Genomic DNA, 19,945 nt, shown 5'->3' on the forward strand with positions numbered 1-19,945 from the left:
TTTGAAATTTGAAGGAGATATTATTATGAAAAAAGGCACTTCTCGAATTGAATTGTATTTCAGCCTAACCCTAATATCCGTCCTCATCTTAAGCGCAGCAGCTTTCTTCATGGGTGTTAAGGTAGGTGCCGACAAAGTGGAAACCAAGTATAGCTACTTAAAAATCACACCTGCTGAACCTGAATTCAACGATTCATACCAACAACAAGATTTAGTTACTTTCTATCATACCGTATTTTTACCTTATCGAGAATTCAAATCAGAATGGGTTGCTAAAACAGAAACAATCAGTCAAACCGAAGATTCCTCTCAAGTTAAAAAGATACTCAAACAACTTCGAAATCTAGCGGATGAGAAATATAACGCAATCACGAAGACCACCCTGTATTCCGCCTCTCCAATGTTACAGGAATCTCAGACAGAACTCCTTAAGAGCATTAGTCTGTTTCGTGAATCCGCGGATAACATCTCTTCGTCCTCGATTTCTAATAGCGGAGAGAAATTAATGAAAGAATTCCAACACAATGATTTGTACACGAAAGGAATAATTTATGGCCTTTCAGCTCAGAAAAAATATTACAATTCGATGCTAAAATGGAATGCTAAAGTGGACCCATCTCTAACCCTACAATATGATTTCTCAAAAGATCTTTCTTTCACATCTTGGAAAAAATATTCTTTAATTGTTAAAAATGCCGCTGTGTCCACAATTTTGACAAAAAAATCAATCTATGGCGCGTACGATCCGCAAGATATGACTGCAAGAATTGACAACATGATCAACTCAGGTAAGATACAATCTATGAATCTGCATTCGGTAGAAGCTGTTATTAATCTATTAAACAATACCGATGCCGTAAAAGAGAATGATTTCAAAAAGTGGAAGAACAAATATTACACGAACGAACTTCTTCCTCAAATACCCTTTTTTTATGATATATCTTGAGGGCTCTCAGGTCCTCAACAGTATAAAGAATCATAGCGAATTATAAGAAGAAATTCAAGTTGACCTCACTTTCTGAACTTAATTTAGTTCATAATGCTATTGACATCTCTTACGCGACCATGATACATTATGAAAAAATTAAGTACGAATAAGTCGATGATGGAAAAAGGACAGATCAATAGTCTTCAGAGAGTCGGTGGTTGGTGCAAACCGATGGCGAGAATTTGTCTTAGCATTCCTGAGAAATTGCATTGAAGTTAAGTAGGTGCAATCGGATAATCTCCGTTATAAGATATGATCATCACGATGATCATTTGAGGCTGCTGATATGATGCAGTGAATTAGGGTGGTACCACGAACAACTTTCGTCCCTTACTACGCAAGTAGTATGAGGATTGAGAGTTTTTTTGTTACTCTTTCACCATCATACCTTAAAAGTGGCCACTTTGTTACATACATCGCCTTTGTTACGACAACGCGTTAATTGAGAGAATATCGGTTTTTCGGTCATGTATCTAACTATAGATTCGTGCCTAAATATAAAGTTATAGATTATTAAGGAGGAAAGAAACCATGTTTAAAGTGTTGGTATCGGATCCAATTAGTGATTTAGGAATTCAGAAATTAATGGACGCAGAAGATGTAGTGGTTGTGAAACAAACGGGGCTTAGTGAAGATGAATTAGTAGCGATCATCGGTGAGTACGATGCATTACTCGTTCGTAGCCAGACTCGTGTAACAGAACGTATTTTGACTGCAGGTACGAATTTGAAAGCCGTAGGACGTGCCGGCGTTGGTGTTGATAATATTGATTTGGAAGCTGCGACGAAACGCGGAGTCGTAGTCATAAATGCACCTGACGGAAACACCATCACAACATGTGAGCACACTTTCGCAATGCTGATGGCATTGGCTCGTCATATTCCACAGGCCTATGCTAAGACAATTGGCGGTACGTGGGATCGCAAGACTTTCCTTGGCGTAGAACTTAACAACAAAACATTGGGCGTACTTGGTATGGGTCGTATCGGTAGTGAAGTTGCTAAACGTGCGAAAGCTTTTGGAATGAATATTCTTGCTTACGATCCATACTTGACGCAAGAACGTGCAGAGAAAATGGAAGTGACATTAGCTTCAGTGGATGATATTATTCACAACGCAGATTTCATGACTGTACACACACCTTTAACTCCTGAAACTCGTCATATGATTTCACGCCCTCAATTCGAAGTAATGAAAAAAGGAATGCGTATTATCAACTGTGCTCGCGGTGGTGTTATTGATGAATTGGCATTAGTAGAAGCCATTAACCAAGGTATTGTTGCAGGAGCTGCCTTTGACGTATTTGAGCATGAACCACCAGAAAGTGATCATCCTTTCTTAAGTCATCCTCTAATTATAGTTACACCTCACTTGGGTGCTTCGACGATCGAAGCTCAAGAAAATGTTGCCATTGATGTATCTGAGGAAGTGTTGCACATTCTACGTAATGAGCCTTTCAAGAATGCTGTAAATATTCCACCAGTTGCACCAACGGTAATGAAGAAACTTCAGCCTTATTTCTCCCTTGGTGAGAAACTAGGAAGCTTCGCAGCACAAATCACGACAAAAGCAGTAAGCGAAATTCATATCGACTATGCAGGTGATCTGTCTGATGTGGATACATTACCTCTTACGCGTTATATCCTGAAAGGTGTGCTTTCCTATCATTTAGGTAACGAAGTGAATATTGTTAACTGCTCACACCTAGCGAAATCACGCGATATAAACATTGTTGTATCTAAAGCACCAAAAACAAAAGGTTTCACTAACCTTATATCGGTTACCCTCAAAACACAAAGCGATCAAGATCGCCTAGTAGCAGGTACACTACTTCAGGGTTATGGAGAACGCATCGTATTACTCGATAAATTCCCAGTTGATATTGCTCCTGAGGGACACCAAATCTTGATCTCACATAATGATAAACCAGGTATCATCGGACTAGTAGGTACTCTTCTTGGTAAGAATGATGTCAACATCGCTTCTATGCAGGTTGGACGTACACTTGTTGGTGGTTCTGCCCTTATGATATTAACAGTTGATAAAGCTGTACCTAAAGATGTATTAGTTCAACTTGTTGCACTTCAAGAGATTAATACAGCTCAAGAAATTATTCTTAATTAGTATCAACTTTAGCGAAATCACAAAAAACCGTCGATCCTTTGATCGACGGTTTTTAATGCATATCAAGATTTCTACCTCATGATTCGAAATGATGTTGTTCCCAACCCATTGTCCGCCTCACCGCATCCTGCCACACGCGATATAATTCCTCTTTTTTTTCTTCATCCATCAAGGGCTGAAACATTCTTTCTGCAGGATTAAATTGCTTGAGTTGTTCTTTACTCCATACTTCACTGACTAAACCTGCCAACAACGCAGCTCCAAGAGCTGTTGTCTCTCCAGTCTCTGTCCGTGTGACCACAGCCCCAAGAATATCCGCTTGGAATTGCATGAGGAGATCATTTGAGACAGCCCCACCGTCCACACGAAGCTCTTGGAGAGGCATCCCAGCATCTTTCTCCATCGCATTAATAACGTCCCTTGATTGATAAGCTAGTGACTCTAGCGTTGCCCGTACAATATGATTTGATGTCGTGCCACGCGTAAGCCCGAATATAGCTCCACGAGCATACATATCCCAATAAGGTGCTCCTAACCCCGTGAAAGCTGGAACAACGACAACACCATCACTTGTAGGTACTTGACTTGCCATCCTTTCTGACTGAGCAGGTTCATCAATCCATCCTAAACCTTCTTCGAGCCATTGTATGGCAGCTCCAGCTACAAAGACACTACCTTCCAAAGCGTAATACATTTCATCTCCCATACCCCATGCTACCGTAGTGAGTAATCCATGGGTGGAGGTAACCCGTTCACTCCCTGTATTCATCAGAATGAAACAACCTGTACCATAGGTATTCTTAGCACTTCCAGCCTCTAGACAGGTATGACCAAAAAGGGCAGCTTGCTGATCACCAAGTACAGAATGTATAGGAACGGCAACACCATTTAACCATTTAGGGTCAGTCATCCCATAGAAATGACCCGACATACATATCGTAGGAAGAATACACCGCGGAATTTGTAATTCACTTAATAGCTCTTCATCCCAATCTCGGGTATCTAGATTGAATAACATCGTTCTGGATGCATTGGTTACATCCGTTGCATGCACTTGCCCGCTTGTAAGCTTCCATATCAACCATGTATCCATTGTACCTGCGAGCAACTCGCCCCTATTCGCCTTCTCCCTCGCACCCTCAATGTGGTCTAGAATCCATGCTATTTTGGTTGCTGAGAAATAAGCATCTATCAATAGGCCTGTTTTGTCCGTAACTACCTTCGCAAGTCCCCGATCTTTCAACGCCTCACAAAGTGATGCCGTACGCCTGTCCTGCCATACGATTGCTGGGTGGATAGGCTCACCGCTTGTACGGTCCCAGACGAGAACGGTCTCTCTTTGATTAGTAATACCTATAGAACCTATTTGTTCAGGATTAATTTGGCCACTATGCAACGCTTCCTGGACTGCGGCAAGTTGTGATTCCCATATTTCTACACCATCATGTTCCACCCAACCAGGTTGTGGATAACTTTGTCTAATCGTCCTTTGAGCCTGCGCTACAGGTCTAGCCTGCTGATCAAATACAATCGCCCTTGAACTCGTAGTTCCTTGATCAAGTGCTAATATATATTGGTTGCTCATCAATTTCTAAGCCTCCTTAATTTCTTCTGGAACATCCTAAGGAGTATCCGAATGAATGATTTCTATCTCTATTTTGTTCCACGGTGAACAAGATTTATCTTTCTTCTTCTACAAAAAACACCTCCAAAAGAGGTGTTTTTTAACCTTATTTCATTATTTACGGTATTCGACAGGGAGTTTTACCGTGAAAATAGTACCTTGACCCAACTCACTTGCGACTTTTACACTTCCATGATGTGCTTCCACAATACTCGTAACGATAGCAAGTCCCAGTCCAGTACCTGCCGATTCCCCACGAACGCGAGCTTTATCTGCCTTGTAGAATCGTTCGAAAATAAAGGGTACGTCTTCTTTCGGAATGCCAACACCTTCATCCTTAACCTGTATTAGCACGAAGGAAGCTTGTTGCTCAAGCTGAATATGTTCCGCAATAATATAGACATTTTTTTCCGTTTGTGTGTACCGGAAGGCGTTATCAAGTAAATTAGTCATGACTTGCTCTAACTTATCCTCATCGCCGGTTTGAATGACCAAATGATCAGAACGCTGCTCATAATGAAGATGTAGACCGTAATCCTTAGAACGAACTGAGAACTTTCGATAGACTCTTTCAAGCAACTCATGAATATCTACTAAGCCCATATCCATATCAGGATGACCCGCTTCCATACGAGCTAGAACGAGTAAGTCTTTCACAAGTCTGCCCATACGAAGCGACTCATCATGGATCACTTGAATCAATTCTCGGCTTTCCTCAGGAGACGTAGCCATACCATCTAATAACGCTTCGCTATAACCTTGCATCATCGAAAGTGGTGTTCTAATTTCATGAGACACATTCGCTACGAAATCAGTACGCATTTTCTCCAAACGAACTTCCTCGGTCACATCACGCATCACAGCTACAGCTCCACGGATATCATTATCCGAATACAGAGGTGTCATAATAACGGACCATACATCTTGCTTCACATGCACTGAGGTGCTAGAATCTCCACTACCGTTGATTGTCATATTAAATAACTCATGTAAAGGTTCAGGTACTTCTAACGACTGATCTCCTTGATCATCATTCGTATATTCGTAATCCCAATCAATCGTTCGCCACATTTCAAGCACGCGATGACCCGGTGGATTCGTTAGGATAACTTTACCGGAATTATCAAAAGTAATTACAGCATCACTCATACTTCGTAGAACACTAGCTAGATGTTCCTTCTCTTGATTCAGATTACGAATGTTATCTTCAAGCTCTGCCGCCATGTGATTAAAGGTAGTCGCTAATGCGCCGATCTCATCACTAGTAACGACGGATAACCGCGTTCCATACTCTCCTTTACGAATAGCATCCGTAGCATGAATTAACTTCTGCATCGGTTGCGTAATTCTTGAGAGGAGAAACAGTCCAAAAAAAGTTGTCATCGAGAACCCGATAATGGATGTGTACGTAAATAAACGTTTGATATCCCCAGAGTTAGCAAAATTCGTATCAATATAGGGTAACAAGAACAACCCCAGTGTAATCAGAACAACGGCAACTAGACAAATGATCGTCAGCCATATTTTACCGACAAGTGTTTTCCAGAAATTCACGTTATTTCGAGACCTCTAACTTATAACCTACACCCCATACCGTCGTAATCATCGTCGCTGACTCTGGAGATACTTTGTTTAATTTCTCTCTTAAACGTTTAACATGCGTATCTACGGTACGTAAATCTCCAAAAAATTCGTAATTCCATACATCCTTCAAAAGCTCTTCTCTTGAGAACACTTTGTCTGGAGAAATGGCCAAATAATGCAACAACTCATATTCCTTAGGCGTAAGACTAACTTCTTCACCACTGGCCGTAACACGGTGTGCATCATGCTCAATAACCAAATGAGGAAACACAATATCATTACTGGAGTTCCCTTCCTTGGATAAATAGGAAGTCGTGGAAGAACGACGTAAAATCGCTTTAACGCGATAAATGACTTCTCGTGGACTAAATGGTTTCACCACATAATCATCTGCTCCCACTTCAAAACCTTGCACTCGATTAATTTCTTCTCCCTTTGCCGTAAGCATTAGGATCGGAGTCGATTTCACTTGTCTTAGACGCGTGCAGACTTCTACGCCATCCATGCCCGGAAGCATAAGATCCAAGATAACTAAGCCATAATCATTAGTTGTCGCTTTCTGAAGAGCAATCTCTCCATCTTCAGCTTCATCAATCACATAACCTTCTTTTTCCAAATACATTTTAAGTAAACGTCTAATTCGTTCTTCATCATCCACTATCAATATCCGATTCAATTCCTCTGACATCATCTACAACCCCTTAATTATCCTTCGTAGGACCCGTGAAAGCCCGATTCTCGGATAGATAGACTATGTAATACATTAAATAGTTCTTCTAAAATCCAATTATAACGAAAATCCGTTTCAACATTCAACATCAAATGTGAAACGGATTGTCGAATTAGACATAATTTGTAACTCCAACTTAATTCGTACCTGCATAAGAGTGTAGACCAGCTATTACTAAATTCACGCCTACGAGTGTAAACATCACAATCATAAAGCCAAGAACAGCAAGCCAAGCGGATTTCTTTCCTTGCCATCCACGTGATAATCTCAAATGTAAATATACACTATAGAATAACCAAGTGATAAGTGCCCATACTTCTTTCGGATCCCAGCCCCAGAAACGTCCCCATGCAATTTGAGCCCACATCATTGCAAATATAAGTGCTCCTAAGGTGAATATGGGGAAACCTATCGCGATCGTTCGATACGTAATTTCGTCAAGGTCGTCTGCATCCAGCCCTTTTAACAAAGGATGTATGGCTTTACCAAGCGGTTTACGAAGGATAAGACGAATAAGTGCATAAAGAATGAGTCCTGCTAATACCGACCAAATAATCGTATTTAATTTCCTACCTGCATTAATACCAACCATCCAAGATGGAGCCTCGAATAAAGGTTTATCTATACCTAAGAAGGATTGGAAGCTCTCTACCTCACTTTGGTAAGGCGCGACGATTGGTGGTAAATTATACTCGACCTTTGCAATAGTCTTGTCCCCTTGAGCATTTACAGCCTGTTCTTGGGTGAACACAGTTTCATATCCACCTACACGGAAAGCGTAGACAGAAGCAATGAATCCAATAACAATGACGATAGACAGAAGCGTGAACTCCACACCACGTTGTTGTCGTCGATCACTTTTGTTCTTGCTATTGAAATCTACTGTACGAAGCAAATACATAAATCCAGCAGCAAAACCAATCGCAAAGAATGATTCACCTAATGCAGCCATCGTGACATGAACTTGCAACCACCACGACTGTAGAGAAGGAATCAGTGGTTGAGCTTCTTGTGGGAAAACAGCGGCATAAGCCATTATAATAATAGCTATCGGAACGGAAAATAGTCCCAAAAGAGTCTTTCTGTAGATGATAAATATAACTGTGAATGCAATCATAATCATCATAGACAATGTACTCATAAATTCAAACATATTACTAACTGGAATATGCCCCGCGCCAGCCCACCGTGTGAAGAAATAGATCAAATGAGAGGCAAGACCTAATGAGGATACCGAGAAAGAGATTTTCCCCCACTTCTTCATATGTAGCTTGGGATCACGATTTCTCCACACACTTCCCATCACGGCTACTCCATACAGAATGAATGCCACACCGTAGACCAAGAATGCGATAGTAAAAAACAAGCTACTGAAATCTAATAAATTCATACTTGATTTCCTCCGTTATCTAGCGACTTTTCGTCCACTTCCATATTCACTTTTTGTAATATTACTGTTATTTCTTTACGTATGCCGAACCAATTCTTGTTGGTATGAGCTGCTAGCGTCAAATCCCCCTGATCGATGCGGATCCATATCCGACGATGTTGCCAGTAGAAACCAAAGACAAGACCAAGCATACCGATAGCTGAACCCAACCATACAAACGGCATAACTTTGTCCACCCGAATGTTTAAATAGGATGTAGACATCGAGAAGTCCACATTACTCATTCCTTGGACATCCAGTTCGAATAAATTATTAGTGCCCGCTAACTTTTCATTAATGATGTCTTGTTGAAATCGCTGTTTATCAATTTGTTTAGGGAAATAAAAGTATTGTACACCCTGCACGGGTAGATTTGGACCCTTAATCAAAAACAGAAATGATGGCGCATTTGGATTAGGTGATATGGATACAGGCTCCCCAAGATCGTTCATACCAAAATCCATATACTTCTCTACTAGATTAAGCGTATATTCTCCCACTTGATAAGAACGTTCAGGATTACGAATATCCAACTTGAATTGACCCAAATTCTTGCCTGTCTTTTTCTCAATTAAAGCTGGTGTAACCGATCTCAAAATCGGGTTTGTGTCAAAATCAAACTGATATGCCTTAAGCCCTTTATAATCTAAAGGATCATTAACCTCAATAGGATGACTATCCACTTCAACTAACTGCGGTTCCTTAGAAGGATCCTTGCAATCTGCCGTACATTCATAGAGCGTAGCTTGGGTTCGGAATAGCTTTGGAAGCATCTTCCCTTTCCCCTTAAACTCCTCAGGAAGGTCATCTTCCGTATAGTACTCTACTGTAAATTTCTCATTCTTCAAAAAGTAAGATGTATTGGGAATAGGCTTGATTTCCCCTTCAGGAAAAGCCAAATGCTGGTCCATATTTAAACCAGGAAGTCCCCGTGCAAGTACGGCCAATAAGAAAATGATCAATCCAATATGAAGGATATAAGGCCCCCAACGACTGAATCGGTACTTCTCGGCAAGTAGTGCACTTCCATCTGTATGTACTCGGTAGCCCTTTTTTTTGAGTGCTGGTACTATGTTGTTAATCCAAATTTCCTCATCGTCATTTACTCGTGTCTGATATACAACTTTCTGACGCGTCAGGAATTGCATATGTTTGCGAATCTTTCGTTTCGAGAGTGCCTTATAAAGGGGCAATACACGATCCAGACTACAAATCACAAGCGATGCTCCAATCATCACAAGAAGTGACACAAACCACCATGACTCATACGTGTTTGACAACCCTAACTTATAATAAATGCTACCCGCTGTCCCATATGTTTCAGGATAATATGTTGCAGCATCAATGTTCAAGAACGTACTCTCTTGTGGAAAGATCGTCCCTAACATAGAGCCAACCAACGTGAATATGATCATATATACAGCAATTTTTACTGAGCTAAAAAAGTTCCAAACTCGATCAATAATGTTAGGAGCACTACGTTGTGAGCGACGGGCCATACCGTCATATCTCATCTCTAATAATTTGTCAGACTCTTGATCTTCCTTACTTATGGGCTTACCACAAGCTTCACATAGCACCGTTCCCACAGGGTTCTGATGGCCACATTCACACTTTGTATTCTGAAAAGATAATATTTCTGGGATCATTTATTACTCACCAACTGTTCAATTTCATAATCTAAGGCATTTAAATCAAGTTCGCCCAAATGAATTTTCTTTATTTTCCCATTTGCTGCCACAAAAAACGTTGTCGGTAACGGTGAAATTCCATAACTTTGAATGGCTTCTTTATTCGGATCTAACAGGATTTGAAAGCTAATATTCGCCTGTTTCGCGAAATTATCAACTGACATGATATCTTCACCTGCATTAATACCTATAACAACCACATCCTTGTACTTCCACTTCTCCGATTGTGCTTGAAGTGCAGGCATCTCTTTGACACAAGGTTTACACCATGTCCCCCAGAAATTGATAACCATTGCCTTGCCTTTGTATTCATCAAGGTTATGAACGCTCCCGTCCAATCCTAAAAGATTAAAGGAGGGTGCCTTATCTCCAACCTCAGGTTTGCCACCCGATCCATAAACGTTAGAGATAATGGCATACCCTCCTAGAATGACAATCATAAGCAAAATAACGATCTGGACTTTTTTTCTGGATTTTCCCAATTTCAAAGCCTCCCTCTATGACAATAGTCATAATAAATTCACGCAGTGTGAACATCCTATGAACAATTATAACGACTTTTGTCATAAATATAGCAGAAGATTTTGAAATTTATGTGACTAGACATTATTTTTTCGGTAATTTAGGGGATTTAGCCAATTTAATTAGATCTTCAACTTCATTTTTCGTTAAATGGCGGAATAATCCTCGCTTAAGGTTCTGTAGCAAAAGTTCACCAAAAGAGATTCTCTTTAATTTAATTACGGGATGCGAAATAGCTTCAAACATTCTTCGTACTTGGCGGTTACGCCCTTCATGAATCGTAATGGAGATTGTTGCTTCATTCTTTGCAGTATCGATATCCTTGTACTCAACATCAGCTGGAGCTGTCATTCCATCATCGAGCATGATTCCTTGCTTCAACTTGTCCAGTTCGGTACCGTGAGGCACCCCTTTCACTGTTGCCATATATGTTTTTGGCACATGGTGTTTGGGATGCGTAAGAAGATTAGCGAACTCTCCATCATTGGTTAGAAGAAGTAAACCCTCTGTGTCATAGTCAAGTCTTCCCACGGGATATACTCTTTCTTTAATGTCTCTTAAATAATCAGAAACAATCTTACGGCCTTCAGGGTCAGATGCACTCGTAATAACCCCTTTAGGTTTGTTCATAACGAGATAAACCTTCTTCTCATTACGAATAGGTCTACCACTTACCGTAATGATATCTTGGTCGGGGTCCGCTTTTGTTCCTAGTGTAGTTACGACCTCCCCGTTAACTTCCACTTTACCTGCTACGATTAAATCCTCGCATTTACGTCGAGAAGCTATCCCAGCTTGTGCCAATATTTTCTGTAATCTTTCCATTTTGGATAATTCACCTCATGCTAATGATACCCATCAGCAGGATAAATCACAAGTTCATTCCACGGAAAATGTGAACCTGGACAAACTTGGGAATAGGGATGGAGATATAGAGGGGAGATTTCATAAAGCCTGGAGAGCTCCATAATCAGTTTACTGGCCGTAAAAAGTTGTTGTTTCGCTCTTGCTGACATCAGTTCATATTGTTGATTGAAATGACCTTCAAGACAGATATGAATATATTCATGATCGGATAGAACTGAGGAAACGATGATTGAAGAGTCGGAACTTATCCAGAAATCGTATTCTTTCTTGTATATCGAGGAACAGGCAGAGTGATGAATCATAAAACCTTCATATGGCATATATTCACCTCATTCTAGGGCCATTTGGCTTGTATAGAATATGAAGGATACATCCTAATGGTATAGGCAAAAACATGGGTAGCTATGTATTTTTATTATTCAAGTTATCCAAAGAAAATCAGACATACCGCTATCGCCGCAACAAAACCGACCGCATCAGAGAATAATCCAACCTTAAGTGCATACCGTCCATTACGAATACCTACAGCGCCCATATATACAGTAAGGACATATAACGTCGTGTCTGTACTTCCCTGTATTGTAGATGCCATTCTCCCGATCATAGAATCGGGTCCATATTCTCGAATTAAATCTGTTGCGAAGGCAAGAGACCCCGTCCCGGTTAATGGACGAAGAAGACCTAAGGGAAGAATTTCGCTAGGAACACCTAAAGAAGTGAGAAAGGAACCTGTCCAACCCACGAAGAAATCAAGTGCGCCCGATGCACGGAATATACTTATCGCTACCATCATCCCAACAAGATGAGGAATGATTTGAATCGCTGTCGAGAATCCGTCTTTGGCACCATCAATGAAGGATTCATAGACGGGTACTTTTTTGGTAAAAGCGAATAAGGGGATAAAGACGATAATGATCGGTATTGCCCAAATAGAGACCAGATTAATGAGTGCATACACAAATAATCATCCTTTCAGACTCGGCTTGGAAGAGATGCTTGTCGCAGGTGGTGTACGATCTCTATGAAGATTCCATCTTCTACACCAACGATCTGCCAAGATAGCAGCCATTGTCGCAATGGCTGTAGCTACCAAGGTAGTTCCGACAATCTCAGTTGGGCTAGCTGAATTGTAATTAATTCGAATCGCGATAAGTGTTGTTGGAATAAGGGTAACACTTGCAGTATTAAGAGCAAGTAATGTGCACATGGCAGGGCTTGCTACTTCTTTATCGGGATTAAGGGTCTGAAGTTCCTGCATCGCTTTAATGCCCATGGGTGTTGCTGCATTCCCTAATCCAAGCAGATTCGCACTCATGTTCGATAGAATATATCCGATCGCGGGATGATCTCGTGGGACATCAGGAAACAAGAAACGAACGATGGGACCTAAAAGCTTTGCAATTTTTTTCAGAAGTCCAGAGTCTTCCGCGATTCGCATCATCCCCATCCAGAATACGAGCACACTGATGAGACCGAAACAAACGGTAACACCTGTCTTCGCACCATCAAACGCTGCTGTCGTTACGGACTCAATATTTCCAGTTATAGCCGCAAATACAAAGCCAATGACAATTAAAGCAAACCAGATCACATTGATCATCCCTGTTACCTCCCAACTTTTTTCGATCGATATATATTCATTCTTTCATTTATACAACCAACATTTCTTTTAACACCCTTCCAAATACAGGAAACCACATACTGCTAGGTTTACCGCCATCATGTTCTTGTTGCTTTATGTCTTTGGTTGGATTTGATTGACCTGGACCTGGAAGAAGACTCCTAGGAGAATAGACGGGTACTGTACCTATCGTTATCCCATCATGTATAAGCTCAATTCTACCCTTAAGTCCAAAAGTAAGATCCACACCCGCTTCTACTGGTTTCAGTAACACAAGGCGTTTGGTAATGGCAGATTCTTCTCCTATCGCTACCGGATATGAGAATGACTGACTTGTCACAAGTTCATGACCTTCAACTTTCTGTCCTCGCTCTATCAAGTGTACTAGTGGAAAATAAGCGAAGCCGTAGTCAAGCATTTTCCCATGATCATTCCAGTCATCACCATCATTTATAGTGACACTTACAAGCTGTTGTCCATTTCTCGTTGCAGAACTAACCAGGCAACGAAAAGCTTTTTTCGTATAACCGGTTTTCACTCCATCTGCTCCATCATAAAATCGCAACATTTTATTCTTGTTATCCCACTTGTAATCCCAAGCTTCATTAGGGTTTGGGACTTTTTTTACAGGAGTCTTAACAATTTCCTTGAACATGGGGATATGCATAGCATATGCGGTCATAGTTGCTAAATCGTTTGCGGAAGAATAATGTCCTTCAGCATCTAATCCATGTGGATTCATGAAATGAGTATGCTTTAAACCTAATTCTTCAGCTTTGGCATTCATCAAATAGACGAATCCCTCTTCAGAACCACCAACATGTTCGGCAATCGCTGTAGCTGCATCATTTCCGGAGCGTAACATGAGTCCATACAACATATTCTCCAGACCCATTTGCTCACCCAATTTCAAGTATATAGAGGAGCCTTCTTTCGCATATGCATTTTTGCTAACCTTAACTGGCTTATTCATCTGTCCATATTCAATAGCCACAATAGCAGTCATGATTTTAGTTAAGCTAGCGATTCGAAGCTCATCATCGCCATGCTTAGTAAACAGCACACGACCTGAAGTAACATCCATTAATGATGCTGCTTGAGCATGCGTTGAAACACCATTCTGTACTTGACTTGCAGAAGTAGGTACAGCAACAACAATGGATAAACATAGACATATCATTAGAACGATCTTGAATTTATTGTTATTGTTCATGTTTTTCTTGTCCTCCAGCGAAAGTCTTCTTGGGTTCTAGTACAAGTATATGCTTAGCTATAAACAGGTATGTCCACCATTCACGCATAACATTTATGGAAACGAAAACCCCCTTCCATTTTTGTGGAAGGGGGTTCATCTTCTTCAAAAACAGGCTTAGCTGATTATTCCCCAGCAGGTGCAGTTGTAGAAGAACCATTTGATTTATTCGGTTTGCTGAAATTTTTCTGACACATCTCTTGAATTTTTTCCATCACATACGGTACTGTATCGATCATTTTTTCATAAATATGTGTCTGGCAATCAAGTGGCAAGATGTATACGCCATCTTTACCAACTACAAGAAAAGCGATAGGACGAATGGATACTCCACCACCCGTACCTCCTCCAAATGGGAGCGTCTTTTTATCTTGTTGGTCATTTGAACCAGCATTCTTCGCTGAGCCCTCAACACGAAAATCACTACCACCAGCCGCAAATCCGAATGTTACTTTGCTAATAGGCAGAATCACACTACCATCAGGTGTCTGAACAGGATCACCAACGATCGTGTTCACATCCACCATTCCCTTAATGTTCTCCATTGCCGTCTGCATTAGCCCTTGAATAGGATGATCAGACATGTTATTTCCTCCTTAGTGCGATAATAATAAGGACTTTCCTTCGCTTTTTGTATTATGCGCATTATGAAGATGGAGTATGTACGGAAACACCATAATACTATTGCAACTAACCCACCTCATATATGTATCTTCCCTATAATTTTTACTTCCCATCTGCTTTTAACGTTTAAATAAAAGCGCCTTCCATCTTTTTACTCCCCCTTTAATCTTCAACACACGAAAGATGAGAACTGATCCCGCATATAATGCGTACCCTAAAGTGATATGAGCAGTACAAGAGATGTCCGTGGAGAACTGAGGGTTATCTTCAAAAACAGGAACAACAACCAATTGAGGGTGATTCTTCATGCGAACTTGATATGATAACCACCCAATGATGAATGTCTTCACACTCCAAACGACTCCTGTAGCGATTGCAGTACTCGCAGCATCTCCAATACTAAACTGCGTAGACCAAGTAAGCTTCACGATAGACAGTCGAGATAACGTACGTTTCATCCATATTTTAAATGATTCCGTCGCTTCGAGAATTTCATGAACCTCTCTCATCCAGAGATCAATTTTCCGTCTATTCACTTGTGTTTCGCTATCCTCCTTACTTGTGGAGGCACCCATACCGACATTTTTTCGCTTATTGACTTTGACGGTTAGCCCTTTCTTCATATTCTCAAATTTCAACATCGGTAAGTCATAGTGATACCGGATCAATCCATATAACATCGTTATATTGAATACCACTTCATCGTTCTTCCCATACTTACTCAGCCTAATATCCATATTAATCTTAGAGAGGAGGACAGTAATAACGAGTAGTACAAGAACAAATACAATTATTATTAAAATCCACACATATAAACCCCCGTTGCCTGTTTGAAATTAAACGTCTGTTCTTAGTATGGCAACTATACTTGGAAAAAATTCGGCAAAGAAGATAAACATAACAAAAAACCGCCATTTCTATAAGAAATGATGGCTGTGGTATGAATGATAGCTTTTACGAATCTTTGACATCATCGAATGTCAGTTGACGTCCATCGAGGCGATCAAAGAGCATTTGAGTCTCTTCTTCGAGGTTGTCCTTGTTCTCGAAAAGAGAAGGTTCAGGTAAATCCTTAAGTGCAGCAAGTCCAAAATAATCTAAGAATGCTTTCGTTGTACCATAGAGGATAGGGCGGCCAATCGCTTCTGCACGGCCTTTCTCTTCTATCAGATCTTTATTAACTAAAGTATGAATGGCTCTTTCTGACTTGACTCCACGAATCTCCTCGATCTCGACACGAGTGATAGGTTGCCTATAAGCTACAATAGACAACGTCTCAAGAGCGGCTTGTGACAATGTAGCGCGAGATGGTGAATAAGCTAATCGTTCGAAATAGGTAGCATGCTCTTGGTGTGTAGCCAACTGGTAATTTCCTGCGATCTGGATGATTTGAAGTCCACGTTGTTGACTCACGAAATCTTCTCTCATCTCTTCCAGTGCATCACTGACTAACTCATTACGTTGCTCTACAATCTCGGCAATCTGCTTAACACTCAGTCCTTCATCTCCTGCTAGAAATAGCAGTCCTTCAATAATCGATTTCAACATCGGGTATTCCATGTAATTCTTCTTCTCCTCTCCATTCCATGACAATGTCATCGAACAGCCTTTCTTGATAACACACAATTTGCTTCATTTTCATTAACTCCAGAATAGCAAGAAATGTCACTACGATCTCATGGCGAACCATATCCTCATGTAGTAGCTTTGAGAACAATACTTTCCCGCCTTTTCCTCCACGTTTCAGAGCTTCCACAACATCTCTTATTCGATCTTTGACAGATATTTCATCTCTATGAATTCGAGCATAAGAATTTCGCTTGACTACTTTACGTAATGCTTTCTGAAAAGCCGCGACTAAGTCTACGGTGTGCAGTCCTTGAACAGGATTCTCTGAAGCGGTCGGCATCCAAGAAGCCAAATCTTCTGGTTCTTTCGAGAAAATAAGGCTTCTTTCCCATTCGCGTTCATGGAGATGTTGAGCGATCCCTTTGTATTTACGGTATTCTATGAGCTTTTGCACTAAATCCATCCGAGGATCATAATCATCCTCTTCATAGAAATCGAAATCATCCATCTCAATGATCGGTGGCTTAGGAAGCAACAACTTGCTCTTAATGGATAACAAAGTAGCAGCCATTACAAGAAATTCACTTGTAACTTCCAGTTCGAGTTCCTGCATATTCTGCAAATAAACCATATACTGTTCCGTAATCTCAGTGACGGGGATATCCTGGATGTTGATTTCCGCTTTATCTATTAAATGTAGTAGCAGATCCAGCGGACCTTCAAATGTTTCCAGTTTATATTGTACAGACACGATAAATCCTCCCGCCAGAAATAATAAAAATGTAGTACCCAATAAAAAGGATACTACATTAAATAAGCACTATTTAAACAGTTTCGTCAAGTTTGCCATTTCAATTGCCGAAATTGCCGAATCATATCCTTTATTTCCTGCCTTCGTTCCAGCACGTTCAATGGCCTGTTCAATGTTCTCCGTCGTGACGACTCCAAAGATAATTGGTATGCCACTCTTCAGATTAATGGCTGCAACCCCTTTAGCTACTTCATTACACACATAGTCGTAATGGGAAGTCGAACCACGGATAACTGTGCCTAATGTAATGATAGCGTCATACTTACCGCTTTCAGCCATTTTCTGGGCAATGAGAGGAATCTCAAAGGCTCCCGGCACCCAAGCTACAGCAATTTCACCCTCCTGAACACCATGGCGCTTCAGTGCATCAAGCGCTCCGTTAAGTAATTTACTTGTGATGAATTCATTGAAACGCCCTACAACAATGCCATACTTCAAGCCCTCGGATACTAAATTACCTTCGAAATATTGTGTCATATTCAATCATCTACCTCTCAAATTTTATTATTTGTTTGAATCTTCATTTTGTTCGATATCATCAAATTCCATCAAATGGCCAAGCTTTGCCTGCTTCGTATGCAAATAGCGACTATTATCTTCATTCTCTTGTATTTGAATAGGTACACGCTCTACGACTTCTAATCCGTATCCTTCTAACCCCTTAATCTTGCGTGGGTTGTTCGTAAGCAGCCTAATGTGACGAACACCGAGATCCTTTAGAATCTGAGCACCAATGCCGTAATCCCGCAGATCAGCTGCAAAACCCAATTTTAAATTCGCATCTACGGTGTCCAGACCCTCTTCTTGTAATTTATAAGCTTTCAGTTTATTAATTAGACCAATTCCGCGACCCTCTTGACGCATATAAAGTAGAACACCACTACCGGCTTCATCAATCTGACGAAGTGCTGCTGCAAATTGCGGGCCGCAATCACAACGATGTGAATGAAACACATCCCCTGTCAGACATTCAGAGTGTACACGCACAAGTAACGGTTTATCCGGGTCAATCTCTCCTTTAACCAAGGCAAGATGCTCTTTATCATCCACTTCGTTCGTATAGGCAATCACTTGAAACTCTCCGAAATCCGTTGGCATACGCACCGAGACTTCACGATTAACTAATCTTTCCTTTTCATTACGATAATGAATTAATTCTTTAATACTGATTAATTTCAATTCTTGTTTACGTGAAATTTCGAATAAATCAGGTAGGCGTGCCATTGTGCCATCTTCCTTGATGATCTCACAAATGACTGCTGCCGGATAAGAACCACACATCTTAGCCAAATCTACAGCTGCCTCGGTATGTCCTGCTCGACGAAGAATACCACCCTTCTTGGCAATAAGCGGGAACATATGACCCGGTCTACGAAAATCACTGCTGGTTGCATTTGGATCCATAATTGCCTCGATGGTCAAAGAACGTTCGTATGCGGAAATACCTGTTGTTGTATCTTTATGATCAATCGACACGGTAAAGGCCGTACCGTGATTATCCGTATTATGAGCAACCATAGGTCTCAGATCCAGCTCATCCGCTCTCTCTTGGGTGATCGGTAAACAAACCAATCCCCGACCTTGCGTTATCATGAAGTTAATGACTTCTGGGCTAGCTTTATCAGCAAGCGCTATGAAATCCCCTTCATTCTCTCGATCCTCATCATCGACGACGATAATCACCTTGCCACGCATCAGATCATATATGGCTTCTTCAATAGAATCAAAAATGATTTCGTTATCCATGATCGTTTCCTCCTAAAAGTTTTGAATCATCACTTCTGAGAATCACTTCGTCAAAACTTACTTCGGAAGCAAATGCTTAGTTTTGAAGCGTCACGCAAACCCGTTCTGGGCTAGATATTCCATATCTATTCCCGATGGCTTCACATCATCTTGCTGCCTTGATGAACCATAATTAAGCAGATGTTCTACATATTTCCCAAGCACATCGCATTCAATATTCACAGTGTCGCCTGCACGTTTATGATTAAGGACCGTCTGTGCTAGTGTATGCGGTATGATTGATACTTCGAATGTATTTTCTTTGACTTGAATCACTGTTAAGCTAATTCCATCCAGTGTTATCGAGCCCTTAGGGATAATATATTTGAATATATTCTGGCTTGCAGGTGTGATTTCGTACACAACTGCATTCTGATTCCTAGTGACATGTTGTATTCGACCTATCCCATCCACATGTCCTTGCACGATATGTCCACCAAAGCGTCCATTAGCGATCATTGCCCGCTCCAGATTCACTTTACTACCCATCTGAAGATCTTTCAGATTAGATTTACGAAAAGTTTCTGGCATGACGTCAGCGGCAAAGGAGTTGGCATCTAATGAGCTCGCCGTAAGGCATACGCCATTAACGGAGACACTATCTCCTATCTTCAAATCACTCATTATTGTTGAAACAGTAATGTGCAGTACCATCGCTTCTCCATTTCGAGTTATTCCTCGAAGTGTACCCATTTCCTCAACTAACCCTGTAAACATCATGATC

At 40.8% G+C, this 19,945-nt stretch carries 20 protein-coding genes and 1 other annotated feature; of the genes, 2 read left to right on the plus strand and 18 right to left on the minus strand.

Features of this window, described 5'->3' with window-relative positions:
- Positions 1-25 precede the first annotated feature (25 nt).
- Positions 26-946 (plus strand): hypothetical protein, encoded by a 921-nt coding sequence (locus tag BW961_RS00830; protein WP_082867624.1) that lies wholly within the window; start codon positions 26-28, stop codon positions 944-946.
- 147 nt (positions 947-1,093) lie between these two features.
- Positions 1,094-1,322: a binding site (T-box leader), on the plus strand.
- A 197-nt stretch (positions 1,323-1,519) separates the two neighbouring features.
- Complete coding sequence (serA, locus tag BW961_RS00835; RefSeq protein ID WP_068590141.1) at positions 1,520-3,112, plus strand: phosphoglycerate dehydrogenase; 1,593 nt, start codon at positions 1,520-1,522, stop codon at positions 3,110-3,112.
- Positions 3,113-3,188: 76 nt separating this feature from the next.
- On the opposite strand, the gene glpK is transcribed toward serA, so the two are convergent.
- The 18 genes from glpK to ribE form a co-directional block, all read right to left on the minus strand.
- Positions 3,189-4,697 (minus strand): glycerol kinase GlpK, encoded by a 1,509-nt coding sequence (gene glpK, locus BW961_RS00840; RefSeq protein ID WP_068590139.1) that lies wholly within the window; start codon positions 4,695-4,697, stop codon positions 3,189-3,191.
- A gap of 153 nt (positions 4,698-4,850) precedes the next feature.
- Positions 4,851-6,290: a HAMP domain-containing sensor histidine kinase gene (locus BW961_RS00845; protein WP_068590137.1), complete on the minus strand. Its 1,440-nt coding sequence runs from the start codon at positions 6,288-6,290 to the stop codon at positions 4,851-4,853.
- A gap of 1 nt (position 6,291) precedes the next feature.
- On the minus strand, positions 6,292-7,008 hold the full coding sequence (locus tag BW961_RS00850) for a response regulator transcription factor (protein WP_068590135.1): 717 nt from the start codon (positions 7,006-7,008) through the stop codon (positions 6,292-6,294).
- Positions 7,009-7,186: 178 nt separating this feature from the next.
- Entirely contained in the window at positions 7,187-8,440 is a 1,254-nt protein-coding gene (gene ccsA, locus BW961_RS00855) for a cytochrome c biogenesis protein CcsA (RefSeq protein WP_068590133.1), read from the minus strand.
- Positions 8,437-10,128, minus strand: a complete 1,692-nt coding sequence (resB, locus tag BW961_RS00860; RefSeq protein ID WP_068590130.1) for a cytochrome c biogenesis protein ResB — start codon at positions 10,126-10,128, stop codon at positions 8,437-8,439. The genes ccsA and resB overlap by 4 nt, the downstream gene beginning before the upstream one ends.
- The gene (locus BW961_RS00865; RefSeq protein WP_068590128.1) at positions 10,125-10,652 is read right to left on the minus strand and encodes a redoxin domain-containing protein; all 528 of its coding nucleotides are present in this window, start codon (positions 10,650-10,652) and stop codon (positions 10,125-10,127) included. The genes resB and BW961_RS00865 overlap by 4 nt, the downstream gene beginning before the upstream one ends.
- A 124-nt stretch (positions 10,653-10,776) precedes the next feature.
- On the minus strand, positions 10,777-11,517 hold the full coding sequence (locus BW961_RS00870) for a pseudouridine synthase (RefSeq protein WP_068590126.1): 741 nt from the start codon (positions 11,515-11,517) through the stop codon (positions 10,777-10,779).
- 20 nt (positions 11,518-11,537) lie between these two features.
- Entirely contained in the window at positions 11,538-11,879 is a 342-nt protein-coding gene (locus BW961_RS00875) for a hypothetical protein (protein WP_068590124.1), read from the minus strand.
- A gap of 104 nt (positions 11,880-11,983) precedes the next feature.
- Positions 11,984-12,517: a spore maturation protein gene (locus tag BW961_RS00880; RefSeq protein WP_068590122.1), complete on the minus strand. Its 534-nt coding sequence runs from the start codon at positions 12,515-12,517 to the stop codon at positions 11,984-11,986.
- A gap of 6 nt (positions 12,518-12,523) precedes the next feature.
- A complete protein-coding gene (locus BW961_RS00885) occupies positions 12,524-13,159 on the minus strand; it encodes a nucleoside recognition domain-containing protein (RefSeq protein WP_068590120.1) in 636 nt (211 codons plus the stop codon).
- 49 nt (positions 13,160-13,208) lie between these two features.
- Positions 13,209-14,393, minus strand: a complete 1,185-nt coding sequence (locus BW961_RS00890; RefSeq protein WP_068590118.1) for a D-alanyl-D-alanine carboxypeptidase family protein — start codon at positions 14,391-14,393, stop codon at positions 13,209-13,211.
- A gap of 164 nt (positions 14,394-14,557) precedes the next feature.
- Positions 14,558-15,016, minus strand: coding sequence for a GerW family sporulation protein (ytfJ, locus tag BW961_RS00895; protein ID WP_068590116.1), 459 nt, complete (start codon positions 15,014-15,016; stop codon positions 14,558-14,560).
- A 159-nt stretch (positions 15,017-15,175) separates the two neighbouring features.
- Complete coding sequence (locus BW961_RS00900; RefSeq protein WP_068590113.1) at positions 15,176-15,865, minus strand: DUF2953 domain-containing protein; 690 nt, start codon at positions 15,863-15,865, stop codon at positions 15,176-15,178.
- 145 nt (positions 15,866-16,010) lie between these two features.
- On the minus strand, positions 16,011-16,616 hold the full coding sequence (gene scpB / locus BW961_RS00905) for an SMC-Scp complex subunit ScpB (RefSeq protein ID WP_068590111.1): 606 nt from the start codon (positions 16,614-16,616) through the stop codon (positions 16,011-16,013).
- Positions 16,585-17,379, minus strand: a complete 795-nt coding sequence (locus tag BW961_RS00910) for a segregation and condensation protein A (RefSeq protein ID WP_244555849.1) — start codon at positions 17,377-17,379, stop codon at positions 16,585-16,587. The genes scpB and BW961_RS00910 overlap by 32 nt, the downstream gene beginning before the upstream one ends.
- Positions 17,380-17,445: 66 nt before the next feature.
- On the minus strand, positions 17,446-17,913 hold the full coding sequence (ribH, locus tag BW961_RS00915) for a 6,7-dimethyl-8-ribityllumazine synthase (RefSeq protein ID WP_068590569.1): 468 nt from the start codon (positions 17,911-17,913) through the stop codon (positions 17,446-17,448).
- Between the two features lie 27 nt (positions 17,914-17,940).
- Complete coding sequence (locus tag BW961_RS00920; protein WP_068590107.1) at positions 17,941-19,182, minus strand: bifunctional 3,4-dihydroxy-2-butanone-4-phosphate synthase/GTP cyclohydrolase II; 1,242 nt, start codon at positions 19,180-19,182, stop codon at positions 17,941-17,943.
- A 90-nt stretch (positions 19,183-19,272) separates the two neighbouring features.
- A complete protein-coding gene (gene ribE / locus BW961_RS00925; RefSeq protein WP_068590567.1) occupies positions 19,273-19,938 on the minus strand; it encodes a riboflavin synthase in 666 nt (221 codons plus the stop codon).
- Positions 19,939-19,945: the final 7 nt, after the last annotated feature.

Origin of the sequence: Paenibacillus macquariensis, from assembly GCF_900156375.1 — a bacterium.
GTDB lineage: Bacteria > Bacillota > Bacilli > Paenibacillales > Paenibacillaceae > Paenibacillus_AQ > Paenibacillus_AQ macquariensis.